This window comes from Methylacidimicrobium tartarophylax (assembly GCF_902143375.2).
GTDB classification, from domain to species: Bacteria; Verrucomicrobiota; Verrucomicrobiia; order Methylacidiphilales; family Methylacidiphilaceae; genus Methylacidimicrobium; species Methylacidimicrobium tartarophylax.
In genome coordinates this window covers 30,850-50,759 of the sequence record NZ_CABFVA020000065.1, presented here as the reverse complement: position 1 = coordinate 50,759, position 19,910 = coordinate 30,850, and the positions used below count along the sequence as shown (strand labels likewise).

18 protein-coding genes are annotated in these 19,910 nt (G+C 59.7%); 2 read left to right on the top strand and 16 right to left on the bottom strand.

The window, feature by feature from the left end:
* Positions 1-7: 7 nt before the first annotated feature.
* The 10 genes from MAMT_RS05440 to thrS form a co-directional block, all read right to left on the bottom strand.
* A complete protein-coding gene (locus MAMT_RS05440; RefSeq protein ID WP_142659974.1) occupies positions 8-370 on the bottom strand; it encodes a hypothetical protein in 363 nt (120 codons plus the stop codon).
* A 40-nt stretch (positions 371-410) separates the two neighbouring features.
* Complete coding sequence (gene hpnH / locus MAMT_RS05435; protein ID WP_142659973.1) at positions 411-1,496, bottom strand: adenosyl-hopene transferase HpnH; 1,086 nt, start codon at positions 1,494-1,496, stop codon at positions 411-413.
* 77 nt (positions 1,497-1,573) lie between these two features.
* Positions 1,574-1,864 carry a Sec-independent protein translocase subunit TatA/TatB gene (locus MAMT_RS05430; protein ID WP_142659972.1) on the bottom strand — a complete coding sequence of 97 codons (291 nt, stop codon included), beginning with the start codon at positions 1,862-1,864 and terminating at the stop codon, positions 1,574-1,576.
* A gap of 127 nt (positions 1,865-1,991) precedes the next feature.
* The gene (ispG, locus tag MAMT_RS05425) at positions 1,992-3,752 is read right to left on the bottom strand and encodes a (E)-4-hydroxy-3-methylbut-2-enyl-diphosphate synthase (protein ID WP_142659971.1); all 1,761 of its coding nucleotides are present in this window, start codon (positions 3,750-3,752) and stop codon (positions 1,992-1,994) included.
* Positions 3,749-5,191 carry an RIP metalloprotease RseP gene (gene rseP, locus MAMT_RS05420; RefSeq protein ID WP_142659970.1) on the bottom strand — a complete coding sequence of 481 codons (1,443 nt, stop codon included), beginning with the start codon at positions 5,189-5,191 and terminating at the stop codon, positions 3,749-3,751. The genes ispG and rseP overlap by 4 nt, the downstream gene beginning before the upstream one ends.
* Before the next feature lie 2 nt (positions 5,192-5,193).
* Positions 5,194-6,357, bottom strand: coding sequence for a 1-deoxy-D-xylulose-5-phosphate reductoisomerase (locus MAMT_RS05415; RefSeq protein ID WP_142659969.1), 1,164 nt, complete (start codon positions 6,355-6,357; stop codon positions 5,194-5,196).
* Complete coding sequence (rplT, locus tag MAMT_RS05410; RefSeq protein ID WP_142659968.1) at positions 6,354-6,731, bottom strand: 50S ribosomal protein L20; 378 nt, start codon at positions 6,729-6,731, stop codon at positions 6,354-6,356. Before rplT ends, MAMT_RS05415 begins: the two co-directional genes overlap by 4 nt.
* 188 nt (positions 6,732-6,919) lie before the next feature.
* Positions 6,920-7,129 carry a 50S ribosomal protein L35 gene (rpmI, locus tag MAMT_RS05405; RefSeq protein WP_142659967.1) on the bottom strand — a complete coding sequence of 70 codons (210 nt, stop codon included), beginning with the start codon at positions 7,127-7,129 and terminating at the stop codon, positions 6,920-6,922.
* Between the two features lie 47 nt (positions 7,130-7,176).
* Positions 7,177-7,767 carry a translation initiation factor IF-3 gene (gene infC / locus MAMT_RS05400; protein WP_246186544.1) on the bottom strand — a complete coding sequence of 197 codons (591 nt, stop codon included), beginning with the start codon at positions 7,765-7,767 and terminating at the stop codon, positions 7,177-7,179.
* Between the two features lie 2 nt (positions 7,768-7,769).
* The gene (gene thrS, locus MAMT_RS05395) at positions 7,770-9,605 is read right to left on the bottom strand and encodes a threonine--tRNA ligase (protein ID WP_218579736.1); all 1,836 of its coding nucleotides are present in this window, start codon (positions 9,603-9,605) and stop codon (positions 7,770-7,772) included.
* Positions 9,606-9,933: 328 nt separating this feature from the next.
* Here thrS and lgt point away from each other — a divergent pair, with 328 nt between their 5' ends.
* Positions 9,934-10,740: a prolipoprotein diacylglyceryl transferase gene (gene lgt, locus MAMT_RS05390; RefSeq protein WP_142660054.1), complete on the top strand. Its 807-nt coding sequence runs from the start codon at positions 9,934-9,936 to the stop codon at positions 10,738-10,740.
* On the opposite strand, the gene cimA is transcribed toward lgt, so the two are convergent.
* Positions 10,737-12,368: a citramalate synthase gene (cimA, locus tag MAMT_RS05385; RefSeq protein ID WP_142659966.1), complete on the bottom strand. Its 1,632-nt coding sequence runs from the start codon at positions 12,366-12,368 to the stop codon at positions 10,737-10,739. The two genes, lgt and cimA, sit on opposite strands and share 4 nt — an antisense overlap.
* A gap of 62 nt (positions 12,369-12,430) precedes the next feature.
* On the opposite strand from cimA, the gene hpf reads away from it, so the two are divergent.
* The gene (hpf, locus tag MAMT_RS05380; RefSeq protein WP_246186543.1) at positions 12,431-12,799 is read left to right on the top strand and encodes a ribosome hibernation-promoting factor, HPF/YfiA family; all 369 of its coding nucleotides are present in this window, start codon (positions 12,431-12,433) and stop codon (positions 12,797-12,799) included.
* A 122-nt stretch (positions 12,800-12,921) separates the two neighbouring features.
* On the opposite strand, the gene MAMT_RS05375 is transcribed toward hpf, so the two are convergent.
* The 5 genes from MAMT_RS05375 to MAMT_RS05355 all read right to left on the bottom strand — a co-directional run bounded on the left by MAMT_RS05375 (position 12,922) and on the right by MAMT_RS05355 (position 19,795).
* Positions 12,922-14,643 (bottom strand): M3 family oligoendopeptidase, encoded by a 1,722-nt coding sequence (locus MAMT_RS05375; RefSeq protein ID WP_142659965.1) that lies wholly within the window; start codon positions 14,641-14,643, stop codon positions 12,922-12,924.
* A gap of 117 nt (positions 14,644-14,760) precedes the next feature.
* On the bottom strand, positions 14,761-17,166 hold the full coding sequence (locus MAMT_RS05370) for a glycosyltransferase (RefSeq protein ID WP_142659964.1): 2,406 nt from the start codon (positions 17,164-17,166) through the stop codon (positions 14,761-14,763).
* On the bottom strand, positions 17,153-17,899 hold the full coding sequence (locus tag MAMT_RS05365) for a DUF2334 domain-containing protein (RefSeq protein ID WP_142659963.1): 747 nt from the start codon (positions 17,897-17,899) through the stop codon (positions 17,153-17,155). Before MAMT_RS05365 ends, MAMT_RS05370 begins: the two co-directional genes overlap by 14 nt.
* Positions 17,896-18,612, bottom strand: a complete 717-nt coding sequence (locus MAMT_RS05360) for a GNAT family acetyltransferase (RefSeq protein ID WP_142659962.1) — start codon at positions 18,610-18,612, stop codon at positions 17,896-17,898. The genes MAMT_RS05365 and MAMT_RS05360 overlap by 4 nt, the downstream gene beginning before the upstream one ends.
* Positions 18,613-18,631: 19 nt before the next feature.
* On the bottom strand, positions 18,632-19,795 hold the full coding sequence (locus tag MAMT_RS05355) for a glycosyltransferase (protein WP_246186542.1): 1,164 nt from the start codon (positions 19,793-19,795) through the stop codon (positions 18,632-18,634).
* Positions 19,796-19,910 lie beyond the last annotated feature (115 nt).

Genomic DNA, 19,910 nt, shown 5'->3' with positions numbered 1-19,910 from the left:
ACTTAATTTATAGAAGACCCTGGCGGCGCATGTCCGTGGCGATCTGTTCGGCTTCTTTTTGCCGCTCCCCATTCTTTTTGGCCTTCCAGGCCTCGAAGGATTTCCCGTCCGCCGCATCGGCTCCGCTAAAAACAATCTCCTGAATCTCCCGATAGGGGATACTCACCGAACCCTGGCCATCCGGGAGCATCACCTGAACAGAGGCATCTTCTCCGTTTCCGGACCGGTTAAAGAGATACCCGCTTAGGGAGCGTTCCCCGGAAAGGCGCAAGGTCACGTCTCCCCGATAATGAAACGCCTTCTCTATCTGTTCGGCCAACACTTCGGAGGGGGATAAAGCACCTTCCGATCGGTTCCGATTCTCTTCCATCGTGACAGCCTCTCTCTCCGCTCGTGCTTCGCCCTCCCCCTCAGACCATGACCGTTTCCTTCTCTTTCTCCGGATGCAGCGGTTGCTGCTTGTCTCCATCCGAAGGAGTCGAGCTTCGATCATTGCCCAAGCTGGCTCGAATCGTGCGCAGCAAGCCGGCGAAGGAACCAAAGGTATCGTTTACCGCACTAGGCTCGTATCCGGAATGAACCATGCAATCGGCACAGTGCGGATTTCCGCTGTGCCAGCCGTAGTCTTCCCAGCGAGTCGTCTCCAAGAGCTCCTGAAAGCTCTTTGCATAACCTTCCTGGAGGAGATAACAGGGGCGCTGCCAGCCGAAGATGTTGTAGGTCGGATTCCCCCAAGGGGTGCAATCGTAGTCGATCTTTCCCTGGAGGAACTCGAGAAAAAGAGGGGAGAGGTTGAACTTCCAGCTCTTCTTCCGATCGCGAAAGACCTCCCGGAAGAGCGCCTGCGTCTTTGCCCTCCTCAGGAAGTGTCCTTGGTCGGGAGCCTTCTCGTAGCTGTATCCGGGAGAAAACATGATTCCCTCGATGCCCAGTTTCATCGCCTCATCGAAGAACTTGCGAATCCGCTCCGGATCCGCACCGTCAAAGAAGGTCGAGTTGACCGTCACGCGAAATCCGCGACGAACGGCTTCCTGAATTCCGGCGACCGCTGTCTCGTAAACCCCATCCCGACAAACCGACTCGTCATGATCTTCCCGGAGCCCATCCAAATGAACGCTGAAGGTAAGAAATTTCGACGGACGAAAGAGATCGAGCTTCTTTTTCAAAAGAAGAGCATTCGTGCAGAGATAGATATATTTCTTGCGCGCAATCAGCCCTTCCACAATGCGGTCGATCTCCTTGTGAATCAGCGGCTCGCCGCCGGGAATGCTCACAATGGGCGCGCCGCACTCTTCGACTGCCGCCCAACACTGCTCCGGGCTGAGCCGACGGTTCAGGACATGATCGGGATACTGCACTTTGCCGCACCCCGCGCACGCGAGATTGCACCGAAAGAGCGGTTCGAGCATCAAAACGAGCGGATATCTCTTCCGACCGGTAAACCGTTGTTTGAGGATGTAGGATGAAACCGTCCAAATTTGGGAGAGCGGAACCATAAACCTTTGAGGGTACGACGCGGAGTCGCACTGTCAATCAGGAAAGCGCGCGGCGGCCTTCGATTTCCCCGCCTCGTTCAGGAAGGCTTCTTTTCCTCTCGAGGAATCACCCCATTGGGGGGAGGAGTCGCCGCCGAGGGAGGAGAAGAAGCCTGGTCCATGGACGAGGGGACACCTGCGCCGGGGTCGCGCAAGGAGTGGTGAATCTCCCGCTCAAAGTCTTCGCGAGCCTTATGGAACTCGCCAAGCGCTTTGCCGACTCCGCGAGCAAGCTCCGGGAGCTTCTTGGCGCCAAAGAGAAGGAAGACGACCACGAAGATCCAAAACCATTCCGAACCCGACGGCAGACCGAATGCCAACCAGAGCATGATCGACTCTACGCTCTCCTTGAGGTTTTGCAAACTCCCATGCGCCGGGTACCCCCGGCATGGGATTCCATATCGCACCTTGGGCCACGACGTCCTCAAAAAAAAGAGTAAGACGCCGAACCCTGGATCAGGTCGCGGGCGGAGGGGCCCATTTTCCCTCATCGCCGATCAACGCGATCAACGAATCGACCGCTTGCTCTTGCGGGATGTTGAAACGAACCGCCTTCTTCCCGACATAGAGATTTACCTTACCCGGAGCGCCGCCGACGTAGCCGAAATCCGCATCCGCCATCTCCCCGGGACCGTTGACGATGCACCCCATCACGGCAATCTTCACCCCTTTGAGATGTCCGGTAGCCGCCCGGATGCGCGCCGTAGTCTCTTGAAGATTGAAGAGAGTTCTGCCGCAGGAGGGGCAGGCGACAAAGTCGGCCTTGAAGCTACGATTGCCGGTGGCTTGAAGGATATTGTAGGAAAGCTGCAGCGCCTTCTTCGGATCGGGCTCGCCCCGAAGCAAGATGGCATCTCCGATGCCGTCGCAAAGGAGCCCTCCGAGTTGGAGGGCACTGTTGAGCAGGGATCGCAGGGGGTCGGTCTGCTCGCCGGGAAAGAAGGTGTCCTTGAGTAGGATCGGATGGTGTACCGGAATGCGGGCCGCAAGCATCCGGAAGGCAAAGAGCGGCGGATAGGGACACCTGTCCCGCACGGTAACCAGCCGGGGCGGTCCGCTCCGCAGAGCCGCCAACGCCTCGGAGTCTTCGGGATCCAGCTCTACGACGCGATCCGCCCGGTAGGCCAGCTCGGGAGCGATTTCCGTGTTCCGAGAGCTCTCGACCAGGGCGGCAAAGTGCTCCTCGGGCACGGCGACACGCACCGGCTCCGCTCCACCCACCTTCGGATTCCGTTCCCACGGCAAGGACGCACGGCGCTCGAACGCAAACGGGTCAAAAGGCGCTTGGATCTTCCCCTTAGGGTGCGGAGCCTCCGCAAATGGTGCAATGAGGGAGCGCAACGCGTAGGCCACGGGGATTTCCCGAATGCTGTCCTCGGTCAAGGAGACACGGATCGTATCGCCGATTCCGTCGGCCAAAAGAGCCCCGATGCCGATGGCACTCTTTACTCTTCCGTCTTCCCCGTCCCCCGCCTCCGTCACGCCGAGATGAACCGGATAATTCCAATCCGGCCCCAATTCCTGGAGGGTTGCGACCAGTCGCCGATAGGCCGAGATCATGATCCGAGGATTGGAGGCCTTCATCGAAAAGACGAGCCGGTGGAAACCCGCCTTCCGGCAAATCCGCGCATACTCCAGGGCACTCTCGACCATTCCCAAAGGCGTATCTCCGTACCGGTTGAGAATGCGGTCGGACAAGCTTCCGTGATTGGTTCCGATCCGCATGGCGATTCCCCGCTGCATACAGAGTTTTACGAGCGGCAGGAAGGCTGCTTCCAGCCGTTCGACGGCGGATGCATACTCGGGATCCGTATAACTCCGAACCAGAAACTTTTTTCGATCCGCATAGTTGCCCGGATTGATCCGAATCTTATCTACCCACCGGGCAGCCTCCAATGCCGCCTCGGGCTTGAAATGGATGTCTGCCACGAGCGGCACGGGACTGCCGCGGCGCTGAAGCGCCTCTCGAACCGCCCGAAGGTTAGCAGCATCCTTCACCGTAGGAGCCGTGATCCGCACGAGATGGCAGCCGGCATCGGCCAACTTAAGAGCTTCCCGCACGCACGCTTCGGCATCCATCGTGTCCGAGGTCAGCATCGACTGGATGACGACGGGCATCCCCCCTCCGATCACGATCGGGCCGACGGGCACTTCCCGCGAGCTGCGTTTCACATACCGAGTGACATCGGGAACATAGGAAGGAGGCAGGTGCGTCATGGCGATTGAGGCTCCGCAGGGGCTGCTGGATGAGTGCTTGCCGGAAACTGCATCTCCGGACCTTTCCCGCCACCTCTCCACGGCAGATCTTGAACGTCGAAAAAGGTGACGTAGAGGATGAAGCCTACGATGAGAGTCGCAAAAATAACCTGCAGCGCCTCCAGCACGCGGAGGTTGAGCGGTCGGCCGCGCACCCATTCCGCCAGAGAGAGGAGAATATGTCCTCCATCCAAAACAGGGATGGGCATGAGGTTGAGGAGGGCCACATTGACATTGAAAAGCACGCTGAACCAGAGTGCCAAGCGCCATCCGTATGGACTCTGAAACAGGAGATAGTACAAGCGCATGATGCCCACCGGTCCGGAAAGATGCTGCGGCTTGATGTCTGACCGGGGAGAGAGCATGGCCGCCACGGTGCTGGTCATGGCCCGTACGCTGGCGAGAATCTGTTCCAGCGGGTTCGGATGAACGATGCTCATCGTTCCGGCCAGGTCCCACTGAAGTCCGATTCGAGGTACGGTCTCCGACACCGGCACCTCAGGGACGATCTCCACCGACCGGCTTCGCCCTTCCCGGGCTACCTCGAGCGAGAGAGACTTGCCCGGATGCTTGATCATGTAGTCGTTGAGCGCGATCGGAGAAAGCAAGCGCTGTCCGTCGACGGAAAGAACCTGATCTCCTGGACGCAAACCCGCTCCCGCGGCAGGACTCTTTGGGAAAACCCGTGCGATCGTCGGCGTCTCTTCGGGTAGGATCAAGATTTGTCGCAATCCCTTTCTCTGCAGGAATCCGCGTTCCTCCCGAACGGGGGTCACAGATACCGAGAGAACCTTCCCTTCCCGTTCCAGCGTGATCGGGATCTCGGATCCCTCGCTTCGGACGATATTCCATGTGATGGCGGTGTCGTCCATTCCCTGGAAGCGATGTACCGGGTGGCCGTCCACTAGAAGAAGCCGATCTCCCGGCTTTAAGCCTGCCTTCTCCGCCGGAGAGTCGGGAAAGACGTAGCCGATCGTCGTGGTTGCCTCGCCCTGGCTTACCGGCCGGCCGACCACCCAGACAATCAGGGAAAAGACGACCGCCAACACGAGATTGGCCGCGGGACCGGCCACCGCCACCAGAATCTTATCCCACGGCTTGACGGGAGGAAGAACTTCGGCGTCCGATTCGCGCTTTCCTTCGAGCATTTCGGCTCCCGCCATCTGGGGAAGCGCCACGAACCCGCCCGCAGGGATCCAGCCCAACGCATAGACCACGCCGCCAATCTCTTTTTCCCAAATAGGCGCACCGAACCAGATCTGAAAGCGCTCCACGCGCAGGCCGCGGCGGCGAGCTGCCAGGAAGTGCCCCAACTCGTGGACGACAATCAAGACGTTGAAGAGAAAGAGAACCTCAGCGAAGGTCCCCACAAAACGCGCGATCTCGCCGAAGGGCAACATGTTTAAGAATAGCCTTTTTTGTGGATCCACTCAACTGCGGCGACGCGAGCCTCTTCGTCCACCCGCTGCAAGACCTCGAGATCCCTCGCCGCACTCGGCTTATGCCCGTCGATCGCAGCCTCTACGCACCGCGAGATGGCGGGAAAAGGAATCTTCTTCTCAAGAAACGCGGCAACCGCCACCTCGTTTGCAGCATTGAGGACGCAGGGAGCCGTGCCCCCCGCCTCCCCCGCCCGCCGAGCCAATCGAAGCGCGGGGAAGCGTTCGTGATCCGGCTCCTCGAAGCAGAGTCGACTCACGCTCGCAAGGTCGAGAAATCGCACCGGGCTTGGGAGCCGCTCGGGATAGGTAAAGGCATATTGAATCGGCAGACACATGTCGGAGTGGCTCAACTGGGCGAGCTGAGAACCGTCTACGAACTCGACGAGGGAGTGGACGATGCTCTGGGGATGGACGACGACATCGATCGCGGAAAACGGCGCGGAGAAGAGCCAATGCGCCTCGATCATCTCCAGCGCCTTATTAAACAAGGTTGCGGAATCAATCGTGATCTTCCTTCCCATTTTCCAGGTCGGATGATCCAAGGCATCCTCCACCGTCGCCGATGCGATCCGCTGAGCATCCCAGGTGCGGAACGGCCCTCCTGAGGCGGTCAGGACGATCCTGCGCACTTGATGAAACGCAGAGCCCCCTAAGCACTGGAAGACCGCGTTGTGCTCGCTGTCCACAGGCAAAATCGGGATCTTCCGCGCCCGTGCTTCGGCCATGACGATCTCTCCCGCCATGACGAGGACTTCCTTGCTGGCCAGCGCCAGGCTCTTCCCGGTTCGGATTGCAGCCAGAGAGGGGCCAAGTCCCGCGGTCCCGACGATCGCCACGAGAACCAGATCCGCCTCTGTCTCGGCGACCATCTCGGATAGGCCGAGGGCGCCCTGGTAAAGCTTCGTCTTCCCCGGAAACCCTTGCCGCCAGGAAACGCCTGCGGGTGGGCTAAAGAGACCGATCGCCCTTGGTCGAAACTCCTCGGCCTGTGCGCGCAACTCGTCGATCTGTCTGCCGGCGGCCAAACCGACCACCTCAAGGCGCTCGGAAAGTTTCCGGACGACGGCAAGCGCACTTCGACCGATCGAGCCGGTCGACCCGAGAATGAGGACGCGCTTTTTCATGCCGCCGGGACGGCGGGCGGACGAACCTTCTCCTTGGCGAGCGAAACGATTCGAGAAAACTGCGCCGGCGAACGGACCGCAAGATCGGCCATCACCTTCCGATCGATGGCGATTCCCGCTTTCATCAAACCCTCCCAGAGACGACTATAGGTCATTCCTTCGGCCCGTGCCGCTGCATTGATCCTAGCGATCCAAAGACTGCGAAATTCCCTCTTTCGTGTCTTGCGATCGCGATAAGACCAATACTTGGCCTTGAAGATCGCGTCTTTCGCGTACCGGTAGAGCTTGCTCCGTCTTCCGCGGAAACCGCTTGCCTGATCGACAACACGCCTGCGCCGCTCGCGCGAAGCCGGTGCGTTCGTTGCTCTCGCCATAATGTCTTCCTTTCTTCCGCCTTGCTCGCCCTAGCGCCCGTTCCTCATGTCAATTCTCCTCTGCAGACCCACGGAGAGCTCTCCTCGAAAGGCTTAGGGATGTTGCCGGCTCTTCGCTCGAAAGTCAAAAAGGAAAGGAAGGATAGCGCTAAATGGAAACATCAGTCAAGCCTGCCGAAACAGCCGCTCTAGGCAAACGGGAGGCTGTCGCGCACGTGGCCGACGTCTTCGCCGCGCACCACCTTCGCCTTGCCCAGTCGCCGCATCCGTTTTCGGTTTTTACTCGAGGCAAGATGACGCCTTCCTGCGCGGTGGGCGACCACCTTTCCGCGAGCGGTGACCTTGAACCGCTTGACCACCGACTTCTTCGTCTTTCTGCGAGCTATTGCTTTCGGCATGCACTCTCCTTCGCTTCTCCCGTCTTCGCTTCTCCTGTGAGCAGAGGTCAGACGGTCTCCCCTTCCCCCTCCTCTGTGTACTTGCGGGTTCTCTTTTGCGCGGGGAGCGGGAGAAGGATCAAGACAATACTGCGACCGATCGGTTTGATCTCCTGGTCTGCCGTCCCAACATGGCCCAGATCGTCGCGTACGCGCCGCATCAAGTCGACCGCCAATTCCTTGTGAATATTCTCGCGGCCTCGAAGAAGCAGATTGAAGCGCACCTTCATCCCCTTCCACAGAAAGTCTTCCGCACGCTTCAGCTTGATCTGGTAATCGTGCGCATCAATGCTCAGATGAAGCTGTAACTCCTTCAGCTTCGAGGTTCCCGAACTCCCCTTTTTGGAATCCTTCTCCTTTTTGGCCAGTTCGTACTTGTACTTGCCATAATCCAAGATCTTGCAGACCGGCGGCCTGGCGTTAGGGGCTACCTCCACGAGATCGAGCATTCGACCGCGAGCAACCGCCTGGGCCTCGCCCGCCGACATCACTCCAAGGGGCTTGCCATCGGAATCGATCAGAAAAACCTCCGGCACTCGGATCAACTGATTGATCCGTATACGGGGCTGCCGCTGAAAGGTACGAAAATGAGGACGCACGCTTACAGAGACCGCCTTGCCACCTCGTCAACCACCTGATCTGCAAATGCTGTCAGGATCATCGCACCGAGGTTCCCTCGCCTGCGGCTCCGCACCGAGAGGTTTCTTGTAGATTGCTCGTTCTTTCCAACAATAGCCATATACGGAATCTTTTGCTTTTCGGCAATCCGAATCTTCGCATTGAGCGTCTCGTTTTTTTCTTCGACGCTGACCCGCAACCGCCGCTGCCGCAACGCGGCGGCCGCTTCTCGCGCATAATCGAGTTGCTGGTCGCTGATCGGCAAGATCCGCACCTGCTCGGGAGCGAGCCAGGTGGGGAAGTCTCCGCCGAAATGCTCGATCAAGATCGCTAGGAACCGCTCCAGGGAGCCGAAAGGAGCGCGGTGGATCATCACCGGGCGATGCTCCCGATTGTCCGCGCCGATGAAGGTGAGCCCGAACCGCACGGGCAAGTTGTAGTCGAGTTGCACCGTACCCAGTTGCCATTCTCGTCCCAGGCAATCCCGCACCAGGAAATCGATTTTCGGTCCGTAGAAAGCGGCTTCCCCCGCCTCTTCGGAAAACGCTAAGCCGGCTTGCCGGATCGCGGAAGCCAGCGCTGCCTCCGCCTTCTCCCAGAGACTGGGCTCCCCAATGTATTTTGCCGAATCCGGCCCCCGCAAGCCCAACCGAATCCGACAGTCCTGCAAATTCAGTGCGGCAAGTACCGTCTGGACCAGCTCCAGGCAGCCACTTACCTCGGCCTCGATCTGGCTTTCGGAACAGAAGATGTGCGCATCGTCCTGGGTAAAGCCCCGCAAACGAGTCATGCCCCCCAGCTCTCCCGATTTTTCCCAGCGATAGACCGTGCCGAACTCGGCGAGCCGGACCGGAAGCTCGCGATACGAATGCGGGCGGCTCGCGAAAATCCGCGCGTGCATGGGGCAGTTCATCGGCTTGAGGAGATAGCCTCCCACCAGGCCCTTCTCGACCCGATCGGCATAATCCCCGCAACCGCATCCCTCCTGCACGAGGCTCGCCCATTCCGCAGGCTCGGGAAGCGGAGGGTACTGGGACTCCCGGTAGAACGGGAAATGGCCGGAAGTCCGATAGAGGCCTAATTCTCCGATATGCGGCGTGAAGACCGTCTCGTAGCCCTGTCGGGTCAAAAGCTCCCCTAAGAACGCCTGAAGCTCTTGCCGGATCGCGGCGCCCCGCGGAAGCCAGAGAGGAAGCCCAGCTCCTACCGCGTCGTCGAAACAGAAGAGTTCCAGTTCCCGACCAAGCTTCCGATGATCCCGTTTCTTGGCCTCCTCCAGTCGCGCCATATGCTCCTCGAGCTCGCGTTCGGTGGAGAAAGCCGTGCCATAAACCCGCTGAAGCTGGGGATTGTTTTCGTCCCCGCGGTAATAAGCGCTGGCGACGTGGGTGAGCCGGAGCGCTCCGACCTGGGCCGTGCTCTTCACGTGGGGGCCCGCACAAAGGTCGAGAAACTCTCCATTCTGGTAGAGCGTGATCGCTTCCTCTTCGGGAATGCCGCGCAAGATGTCTAGCTTGAACTCGCTGGGCACAGGGCGTTCGCTCAAGGCACCCAGCCGTCCGCGCAGGGCCAGCTTCTCCGCTTCCTGCCGGCTCGTCGGAACGCAGACGAACGGCTGCCCGGCGCGAACGATCTCGCGCATTTGTTCTTCGATCCGCGGGAAATCTTCCGGCGAAATCCGATGGGGAAGGGAGACATCGTAATAGAATCCATTCTCCACCGGCGGTCCTGCGGCCAATTGCGCTTCCGGCCAGATCTCCAGAAGCGCAGTCGCCAGGATGTGCGCGGCGGAATGACGTAGGGTTTCCAACTCGGTCACAATGCTTCTTTCCTTCTTTCTTCCCTTTTCCTCTCTACCAATCCTCGCATGGGTATGTCCCGTGCCGACGGTCGACAAGAAAAGGAGGGGACTTCCTACCCGGTTTGCCGCAGCCTTGCGAGAACCCAAGATCCGGAATCAACAAAGCAAACGGCCTTAAATTTGCAAGCCGCAAGAGAAAGTTTCCGACGGAGCGGGTCCGCCGTTCTGTCGAGTGCCAGCCAAACCCGCAGGAGGACGGGCGGGACGACAACAGAGAAACGCTCTTTCCCCAAAGGGCGCCTTGCCCCGGAATCCGCTCCGGCATAGCCTCGGGCCACCGTTGCTGATGCTCGCCTACTACGTCGACAATCTCAGCCCTTATCTCGTCCGCTTCCCAGGCGGCTGGGGAATCCGCTACTATGGGCTGGCTTATCTCCTCGGCTTCCTCTTTCTCTGGTGGGGACTTCACTACCAGCAGAAGAAGGGCTGGCTTCGCTTGTCCCACCGACAGATCGACGATCTGGTCTTCTGGCTCGCTCTCGGAGGGGTCATTGCGGGAGGAAGATTGGGCTACTGCCTCTTCTACGACCTTCCCCATATTCTCACCCATCCTCTTGAACTCTTCGCCCTCTGGCGGGGGGGGATGTCGAGCCACGGAGGGATTGCCGGCGTCCTGATCGTCCTCTTCCTGAGCGCCCGGCGGTGGAAGCTTCCTTTTTTCCACCTGGCCGATGCCGTCGTCTGGTGCACGCCGGTCGGGCTTGGGCTGGGCAGAATCGCCAACTTCATCAATGGAGAACTCTGGGGCCGACCATCCACCGTGCCCTGGGCCGTGGTCTTCCCCGAAGCCCCGCCCCTTCTCGGAGTGCCCATGCCGCGTCACCCCTCGCAACTCTACGAGGCGGCGCTCGAGGGGCTGTTTCTTTTCGCACTGGTCGCCTGGCTCCGGGCGCGCGGCTCCCGGGAAGGCACGGTCGCGCTCTCCTTCCTCGCCGGCTATAGCGTCGTTCGAATCCTCGCGGAATGTTTCCGCGAACCCGATGCCCAGATCGGCTTTTACTTTGGTTTTCTCACGCAAGGGCAGATCCTTTCGGGAATCACCCTCGTCCTTGCCGGCATGCTCTGGTGGCTGAGAAGACGACGATATCTTTAGCTTGTGGGGGATCGAGGGGCACCGGAGGATCTCTCCAAGCGCAGCAGCCAATATTCGATGCTGTCGACGAGCGCCTCCCAAGATGCTTCCACGATATTGGTCGACACGCCGACGGTGGTCCAGCTCGTCAAGCCATCGGAGGACTCCACCAACACTCGCGTCGCGGCTCCGCTGCCCCCCATCTGGCCCAAGATGCGAACCTTGTAATCGCGCAAGCCGACCCGAGCAAGCTCCGGATAAAACCGTTCGAGGCCGCCGCGCAGCGCCTGATCCAAGGCGTGGATCGGGCCATCACCCTCCGCTACGGTGTAGACAGTCCGTCCCTTTACTGATAGCTTCACGGTCGCCTCGGAAACCTCGTACTCCTTGCCAGGAAAGCTCCGGATGGAGACGTGATACTCCACCAGTTGGAAGAAGGAAGGGTACGGCAGCAAGAGCCTGCGCAGGAGCAGTTCGAACGAGGCATCCGCTGCCTCGAATTCATATCCCTTTCCTTCCATCGCTTTGATCTGCTGGAGCGCCTCCCGGGTGCGCGGGTCGTCCTCGCGGAGCACCAAGCCTAACTCCCGCGCCTTGAGCACGATATTGCTTCGTCCGGAAAGTTCACCGACAAGAACCCGGCGGCGGTTGCCCACGATTTCCGGCTCGATATGCTCGTAGCTGCGGAAGACCTTTCCGATGGCATTGACGTGAGTGCCTCCCTTGTGCGCAAACGCGCACCGACCGACGAAGGGCGCCCGGGGATTCGGAGCGAGGTTGGCGATCTCATCCACGAAATAGGAAAGCTCTTGGAGACGAGCAAGAGCCCCGGGAGGAAGAGCGCGCCGGTTGAGCTTGATTTCCAAATTGGCGATCGTCGAGATCAAGTTGCAGTTTCCCGTTCGCTCTCCATAGCCATTGATCGTACCCTGGACCTGGGTTGCCCCCGCTTGGACTGCGGCCAACGCGTTCGCTACCGCAAGATCGCCATCGTTGTGCGTATGAATGCCGACGCGGGACCGGACTTTCTGCCGAGTCAGCCTCGTCAGTTCCGCGACCCTCTCGGGCAGCGATCCGCCATTCGTATCGCAAAGCACCACCCAATCCGCGCCCGCCTCGGAAGCCACGGCAAGGCAATCCAAAGCATACTGCGGGTCGTCTTGATATCCGTCGAAGGCATGCTCGGCGTCATAGATCACCTCTTTTCCGCAGGCCTTCAGAAAGGCGACGGTGTCGCGAATCATCGCCAGATTTTCTTCTGGAGTCACACGAAGGACTTTTCGGACGTGAAGAAGCCACGTCTTGCCGAAGACCGCCACAGTCTCCGTCCCCGCATCCAAAAGCATCCGGATTTGAGGATCCTGCTCCACGGAAAGGCTCGCCCGCCGGGTGGAGCCAAACGCCACGATCCGGCTCATTCGGCCCGAGAGGCGTGAAACCTCCTGGAAGAACATCAGATCCTTCGGATTGCTCCCCGGCCATCCTCCCTCGATATAGGGAACTCCCACCTCGTCCAGCTTCTGCACGATCCGCAATTTCTCCGGAAGGGAAAAGTGGACATTCTCCCCTTGAGCGCCGTCGCGCAGCGTCGTGTCGTAGATCGTCACGGCTGCTTCGGAACCGTGATCCGCCTTTTGCCGGCTCGACATCGCTCTCACCTTACTCGAAGAAAACGCCTGGACAAAGCGAAAGCCGGGGAAGAGACTTCAGAATGATGCAGATCCAATGGAATCCGCAAGGAATTAAGCTGACCGCACCGCTGCACTCCTATATCGAAAAAAAATTACAAAAGCTCGAGCGTTACGAGGATAGAATTGTCGGAGCTCACGTCACCGTCCAGCACGACCCGCCGAAAGCTTCGGCCAACAAGCAGGCCTTCATCGTCAAAGTCCATCTTTCCCTTCCCGGACCGGATCTTCATGCCGAAGATCACGGACACGATCTCTACCAGGCCATCGATCTGATCTCCGACCGCCTCGAAGGCCAACTCCGGCGCCGGAAAACCGAATTGACCGAAAAGCGCCGGCACGAATCGCGCGAAGCGAAGGACGAACTCCACTCGGGTCCCTCGCCGGAATAGATGTGCGGATCCGCTCGGAATCGGTGCGCTACAGCGCGGGCTGATTCCGTCGCATTTAAGGAAAACGCGAGAGGCTCCCGTCCGACTGCGTCATCCCAAGGGAACAGAACCGTGTCGGCAGGCTATCTGAGGCGCTGAATCTCCTCGCGGACCGCTCTCACCAGGGTCTGCAGATTGTCCTGTCCGAAGGAAAAAGGGAGTCCGGCTGCCGCAAAGAGCTCAGGAAGCGGCTTCGATCCTCCCAGGGCGAGCGCGCGCCGATAGGCATCCAAGGCCCCGGCAGGGTCCGTGAGGGATCGCCTCCAGAGGCCTAAGGCACCCAGTTGGGCGATCCCATACTCGATGTAGTAAAAAGGGTATTCGAAAATATGGAGCTGCCGGTGCCAAAGGGAGCGCAGAACTCCTTCATAACCGCTCCAATCCTCTCTCCCGCCGAAACGCTGCACCAGCCCTTTCCAGGCAACGGCTCGTTCGTCCCGGCTATGGCCGGGATGGGTATAGAGCCAATGCTGGAAGCCATCGACGACGGCCATCCAGGGAAGGAAACGGAGGATTCCCTCGAGGTGGTTGCGTCGAGCCCGCCGCGCGTCTTCTTCTCCGTAAAAGGTTCCCAAGTAGGGTGCAGCTAAAAGCTCCATGGCCATCGACGCCACCTCGCAAAATTCCAAAGGAGCGGAGCGATAGGCATAAAGGGGTTGGGTGCGGGCAAGAAGGGTGTGGAAAGCATGACCGCTTTCATGCAGAAGAGTTTCCAGGTCTCGGTGCGTGCCGACCGCGTTCATGAAGACAAAAGGCAGTCGCGCTTCGGATAAAGTACTCTGGTAGCCTCCGGGTGCTTTGCCCTTTCGGTTCTCGAGATCGACCAACTCGCTTCGGCGCAACTGCCTGAAGAGATCTCCCAACGGCTGGTCCAGGGAGCAGATCACCTTTTCGGTCTTCTCCAAGAGTTCGGCGCAGGTGCGAAAAGGATGCAAAGGAGGCTTCCCCTCGGGGTCTACGACCAGATCCCAAGGGCGAAGCCGGTCGATTCCGAGCTGCTTCTCCCGCCGCGCGTCCATCTCCCGGCAAACGGGCACCACCAGTTCTTCGATCGCCCGACCAAACTCAAGGCAGTCTGCCGGGGTGTAATCAAATCGCTCCGCGCGGGCAAAGGCGTAGCCGCGATAGTCCGAAAAGCCTGCGCCGGTGGCAATCTCGCTCCGAAGAACCAGAAGGCGATCGAAGAGTTCCTCCAACGTTTCTACGTCTTGGCCCCTGCGCTCGGCAATCTGCTCCCACGCCCTCTGCCTTCTCTCCCGATCCGGCTCTTCCAGCACCCTTCCCACCTGGGCGAGCGTCTGCTCCTTCCCATCGAAGGAGACGGTCATCGCCCCGACGATCTTCTGATACTGCTGGGAAAGCCGCGCCTCCTCGGTCTCCCGGGCGATATTCTCCTCGCGGAAAAGGCGGACTTGCATTTCCACGCTCCGTCGCAGAACCCCATAAGACTCAGGCAGCGAGTCGAGGCATGGATGCTGGGAAAACGCGCGCAGGATTTCCATCTGCCGAGCTTTCCTCCACGGATCGACAACGGTCAGGATTTCCAAATAGGCTTTTTCGCGCTCCGGATCGTCCGTCTGGCAGGTCATCGCGATGTAGCGCCTGGCCCGCACCTCGTCCACCGCTGCCTGGACCTCATCGTAATGACCAAGCCAAGTCACCAGAGCACTTGCCGATCCGGCATCCCGAAGCTCTCGCTCGAGCCGTCCGAACTGCTCCTCGAGTTCCGGAAGGGAGCAGAGATCCACTGCGGCAGGAAGAAAGGTGCGAGCGGCAAAGGCTCTGAGGGGGGCAAGCGTGTTCATTTCCAGTTCTAAGCCTTGCCATCGGAAGCGGAGGAGGGCAAGCCCCAATGAGGCGAGCAACGAAGCAGACAGGTCCATTGCGCAAGCCGCAGGAGAAGGCTTGGAAGACAGGCACGCTTAGGCCAGAGAGCCGACCGACTCCCAAAATTGGGCGAAGGCCTGCTCCCAATTCCAAGCTCGCCGAACTGCTTCCGCCATTTTCTCCCGTTCCGCGAAGGACGGCGGACTCGTCAACAGAAGAGAAATCGCGGCGGCCCATTCTTCCCGAGAGCGGGCACGGCACACATGCCCTATCCCGAATTGGCCCAAGAGTTCCGGCGGGCCGCCTTCGTCGGACACCACCACAGGCAAGCCGGAGGCCATGGCTTCCAGCACTGCGTTGCCGAACGTATCGGTCGTGCTCGGAAAGACGAAAAGATCGGCCGAAGCATAGGCCTCGCTCAACTCCCTGCCGGTCAGAATGCCGGCAAAGAGAGCGTCGGGCAGGAGCCGGGTCAACTCCCGCCGATAGGGACCCTCCCCCACGAAGGCGAGAGTGAATTTCAATCCTCGACGGTGCAAGGTTTCGGCAACCGCGGGCAAAAACCCCAACTCCTTCTCCTTGGAGATCCGACCAACGTAGAGGAGCACCGGTCCCGTCGCTCCCCTCCGCTTCCAGAAATCGGCTTGCCGGAACGAAGGGTGAAAGGCCTGCACCTCGATGCCTCGCGGGAGGATCGCCAACTTTTCCGCGGGAAGTCCCCGATCGATCCAGGAGCGGAGATAGGCGGCTGAATTCACGTAGGTCTTCGCCATTTGGCCGTAAAACCAGTCCATGTAACTCCACGCCAGACCTTCCATCCACGGATCTTGGCTAAGAAAGCGCGTGTACTGCGGGAAATCGGTGTGGTAGATGCCCACCGTCCGTAGGCCGAGGATCTTTCCGATCGCGAGCGCGCACAGTCCCATCGGGCCCGGCGTACTGACGATCAGTTCCGTGAATCGCTCCTTATGGACAAATTCCAGAAGATCAAAAAAGGGAGGAAACGCGAGCTTCTGAAGCTCGTATTCGGGAATCGAAAACTCTCCGATCGGAGGAAAGTTCCGGAACCGGAGTCCGTCGACTTTCGGATGGGCGCGTGAGGTTACGACGGTCAAGTCGGCCCCGGCTTGCGCAGAGGCGCGAGCCATCGCCTGAATCGTTCGCGTCACCCCGTTGACCTCGTCGAGCGTGTCGGTGAACCATGCCCGTTTGCACGAGAGGATTTCCGCCGGAGGGGCGGGGAGATACCGACGACAGAGATCCCGCACAAAACGGCGATCAAACCCTTGACGCTGAAAGGCAAGAAGATGGGGAACCGCCGCCGCCGTCACGGGTAGGAGCCCGGCGAGGGATTGGAATGCCTCGAGAATGCTTCCTCGTCCGAGCTGAGCGGCGGCGCTGCTCACGAGACGATAAGCCAACTGATTCACCAGGTACGAGGCAACCCGAAACGATGCATCCACCGGACTCGAAGCCCGCCCGATAATGCGATCGATCTCCCCGCGAACCCCGGCGTTGGTGAAGAAGTCGGCGAAGGCCCGCACCAGCGTGCCTTCGCCGGGCTTGAGTAGTTCGAAGACTTGCCCGCTGCGGACGGCTTCCGCCAAGTGGCCGATTCGCTCCCCAAGAGAAAAAGCCGTCGGATTCTTCCCAGAGACAAAGCGCTCGGCGATCTTCTGCATCAGGGCGGCAGCCAGGGGCGCCGATTGCCGAAGCCGCTCTTGAGCGTATTGGAACCCCAGATTGTAAACCGCGATGGAGACGCGCGCCGGGTCCCCCGGCTCTCCTCCCCCCGTTCTTCCCTTCCCGGCAAAAAGGGCGCGGAAAAACCCCTCGGGGGTTCCCTCGTCGTCGGCTTCCGTCCACAAGCTGCCGAGGGCAAGCCCGCCATGATCGTTGGATCCTCCCACAAAGATTTTTCGATGGCATTCGCCGTCGAGAGGGGCAATCCCCTGTCGTTTCGACATCTCGACGATTCGCTCGGGCGTGAGGGAGAGCAGACAGAGACGGGCGATCTCCTGCGGCAATCCAGGCCGGTTGCCATCCGCCGTCTCGAAAGCACGAAAAAGCAAAATCAGCTTCTCGAAGTGATCCGGCGAAAGTTTCCCGTTGAGCTTTTCCAAAGGATGAGCCACCGCATGGGGGATCTTGTTTGCTCGAAGAAAGGCCGCCAGATCCTCGATATTGGGCGCGAGCTGCTGGATGCGTGCATGGTCCGACTCCCGAATGTTCCAAACCAGCAGGTGAATCTCGCATCCATCGGGAAAGAATGTGGTCACCTCCTCGCTCAGGAAGACATCGGGATGTCGCTCCCGCATCTCCAGGCAACCGTCGATCCGATCGTGATCGGTGATCGTCTTCCACCTCATGCCCGCGTCGGCAAGCTTCTGATAGAGCGTCTCCGGATCGGTGTAGCTCTGTCGGCAGCCGATCCGCCGCAAGATCCATTCCGAAGGTCGGTCGGAATAGCGAGAGTGAAGGTGGAGATCAACTCGAGACATAACGAAGATAGCTCAGCGGCCGGCTCTGCCGATCGAGCGCCTGTTTGACGATCCGTTCAATCTGGGTGCGAATCGGGCGATAGGAAAAATCCGACGGATGCAGGCTCACCCGGATCACCCTCCCGGAGGCACGCAGGGAAAGCAGGTGATTCCAAGCGAGTGAGGTGGCCCTGCGCCAGCCCGCCCGGGTGCTCCAGCAGTAGGTCCGCGCGCCGGTCCAGCGCTGCTCCGGGCGCAGGCTTAAGATCCCGTCGATGCGCGTCGTGTACCGGAACCCTTCTCTCGCCAGAAGCTGCGGCAGGCAAGGATCCATCAGCCAGCCCGGAGCCACAAATCCTTCGGTCGCCCATCCCTGTCCCGCAAAAAGCTCGCGGGCCAATCGGAGTCTCCCCTCGGCAACATCCTGCGGGAGATCGAAAAACTCAGCTTCTCGCCGGGTGTAGATCTCGGTCCAGAATCGGTTCCGCAACCCCTTTGCCCTCTCCTCGCGTGAATGGAAGTAGCCGTGAATGACCGTTTCGTCTCCCTCTTTCCTTTGGAGATCAATCCAGCGACAGAACTCCGAATCCTCGCAAAAGGACGGTCCGTGGTGATAAGCGGGGATGACGAGCAGGCTCGCCTCCTTCACTCCCCACCGGCGCAGTTGCTCCCGCTGGCGGGCTGCAAGCGAAAGAGACCCCGGGTGAAGATCGTGGAGCGAGACGATCAGGGCTTGCTCCCCTCTCTCTTTCATTCGTGCGAAGGCCTGCGGGAAGCGTAGAGCCGGGGATTTTCCCGAAGATCCTTGACCACTGTGCAGAGATAGACGGATCCCGGGAAGCGCCCGGCATACTTGGTCACTTCCACTCGATCCACGACCTGAAACCCGTAGTGCTCGAACATCTTTTCCCCCCGGCGACGATCGAAGACGACCACTTGCCCGTAAACGGCCTTTTCTCCGTTTTGGACGAGATAGTCCAAGAAAGAGTCGACCAGATGGCGGGTTCGCGAAACGCTGCGCCACGGGGCCAACATATTAAAGTGAAAGTGAGGGATCCCCGGAAGACTCCGGGGCTCTTCCCGCCGCCCCTTCCAAAGCAACCAGTGGAGATACCGGCGGCTGGCGGCACGATAGAAAGGATAGCGCACCAGCGTCCTCAGGAACAGGCGCACGTTATAAAATGCGTGGTACCAGAACTTCGCCCGCGAGTTCCGGCAGCCCATAAGATATCCGACGATGGTCCCTCCCGCCTCGCAAACCAAGGTCGATTCAGGCTCTTTGTCGGTGTAGTAGGAAGTCAGGTAGTCGGCGAATAGCTCGCGATCTTCGAAGATCTGATCGATGGGAGAGCCCAAAAAGCCGGTATCCGCGCAGACCTTGCGAACCCCCTCCCGATCGCTCGCACGAAAAAAACGAATGGTAACGTCTTTCGTTCCGGTCACTTTTCCCTCTGCAGCCGCTCCCATCTCTCCTCCTTCGCTCCGGCTATCCCTCCCGAGCGCCTTCCAGGGGAAGAGCCGCCGATAGATCCGGCGGGTTCGTCCCGCCGATGGCGGAACGATAATAGCGCCAAAGCTCGGCGAAGACATTGGGCCAATGGTAAATCTCCCTCGTCCGCTTCGAAGCGCAAAGGCCGATCTGCGGTAGGTCCTTGTCGGTAGACTCATCGATCGCTCTCGCCAATTCCTCGGCAGAGTTGCTCCTCGCCCACAAGTCGAGACCTGCGTGGATATGATCATCCATGTTCGTCCCCCGTATGCCGATGACCGGACAACCGCAGGCTTGGCTTTCGACAGCGACCAAGCCGAACGTTTCGACCACTCCGGGGTGAACGAAAAGATCCGCCGCTCGGTAGCATCTTCGCAGCTCGACCTTCTTCTCGATATACGGCCGCCAGATCACCGCATCCGTCTCCGCTTGTAACCGCTGCACCTGTTTTCTCAGCGGTCCATCGCCGACCACCAGGAGCCGGTAATCTAGGCGGCGCGAGGCGCGAAGAACTCGGAAAGCATGCAGCAAGACCGAAATATTTTTTTCGCGAGCGAGTCGCCCTACGTAGAGAAGCAAGAATGCCTGCTCGGGGATCGCCAGTTCTTCCCGCCATGCCCGATCGACGGGACCGGGGCAGAAGGTTTCCGCATCCACTCCGAGCCGAATCGGGATGGTGTTGGTCAGTCCCCAACCATTCAAAAGCTTCCGCAAGGTAATCGAAGGCACGAAGGTATATCGGAAACGAGAATAGAGGCGGACGATGTATCGTCGGGCCGAGGCAAGGACAAGCTCCTCGATGAAGGGCCCGCCGAAGCGGCAGGCGGTCCGCAAATAGGCGTCGGGAAAGTGAGAATGATAGAAACTGACGGCGGGAATCCCGAGCTCGCTGGCCCCTCGCAAGGCCGTCCACGCCAAATGGTAGGGATCCCCGGATTCGATGACGTCGGGCCGGATGTCGCGGAGCATGGAGCGAACCAGGGAAACATTGCAAAGAATGCGATAGCGGGAGGTTCGGTCGACTTTTGGGGAAGCGATCGCAAGGACGTGCGTCCTCCCTTCACTCCGGTACGACGTCTGCTCTCCGGGTACGATCAGATAATGTTCGTCCTCCGTCCGATCGCGGACGTACTCCTGCTTTTCGCCGAGGTAGCGCCTCACGCCCCCACTCCGCGGCGAATAAAATTGGGTCACGTCACAAATCTTCAAAGGCGTGCCCTTCCTCCTCTTTGCAGAACGAGACCACTCCATCTCCTGGATTGCCGCTCATTGAATA

Coding starts and splice junctions, on each gene's coding strand:
- MAMT_RS05365 (WP_142659963.1), bottom strand. CDS start 17,899: ATGAAAGAGAGAGGGGAGCAAGCCCTGATCGTCTCGCTCCACGATCTT.
- MAMT_RS05440 (WP_142659974.1), bottom strand. CDS start 370: ATGGAAGAGAATCGGAACCGATCGGAAGGTGCTTTATCCCCCTCCGAA.
- lgt (WP_142660054.1), top strand. CDS start 9,934: ATGCTCGCCTACTACGTCGACAATCTCAGCCCTTATCTCGTCCGCTTC.
- hpnH (WP_142659973.1), bottom strand. CDS start 1,496: ATGGTTCCGCTCTCCCAAATTTGGACGGTTTCATCCTACATCCTCAAA.
- hpf (WP_246186543.1), top strand. CDS start 12,431: ATGATGCAGATCCAATGGAATCCGCAAGGAATTAAGCTGACCGCACCG.
- rplT (WP_142659968.1), bottom strand. CDS start 6,731: ATGGCGAGAGCAACGAACGCACCGGCTTCGCGCGAGCGGCGCAGGCGT.
- MAMT_RS05360 (WP_142659962.1), bottom strand. CDS start 18,612: ATGGGAGCGGCTGCAGAGGGAAAAGTGACCGGAACGAAAGACGTTACC.
- MAMT_RS05415 (WP_142659969.1), bottom strand. CDS start 6,357: ATGAAAAAGCGCGTCCTCATTCTCGGGTCGACCGGCTCGATCGGTCGA.
- ispG (WP_142659971.1), bottom strand. CDS start 3,752: ATGACGCACCTGCCTCCTTCCTATGTTCCCGATGTCACTCGGTATGTG.
- MAMT_RS05430 (WP_142659972.1), bottom strand. CDS start 1,864: ATGCTCTGGTTGGCATTCGGTCTGCCGTCGGGTTCGGAATGGTTTTGG.
- MAMT_RS05375 (WP_142659965.1), bottom strand. CDS start 14,643: ATGAACACGCTTGCCCCCCTCAGAGCCTTTGCCGCTCGCACCTTTCTT.
- cimA (WP_142659966.1), bottom strand. CDS start 12,368: ATGTCGAGCCGGCAAAAGGCGGATCACGGTTCCGAAGCAGCCGTGACG.
- MAMT_RS05370 (WP_142659964.1), bottom strand. CDS start 17,166: ATGTCTCGAGTTGATCTCCACCTTCACTCTCGCTATTCCGACCGACCT.
- rseP (WP_142659970.1), bottom strand. CDS start 5,191: ATGTTGCCCTTCGGCGAGATCGCGCGTTTTGTGGGGACCTTCGCTGAG.
- rpmI (WP_142659967.1), bottom strand. CDS start 7,129: ATGCCGAAAGCAATAGCTCGCAGAAAGACGAAGAAGTCGGTGGTCAAG.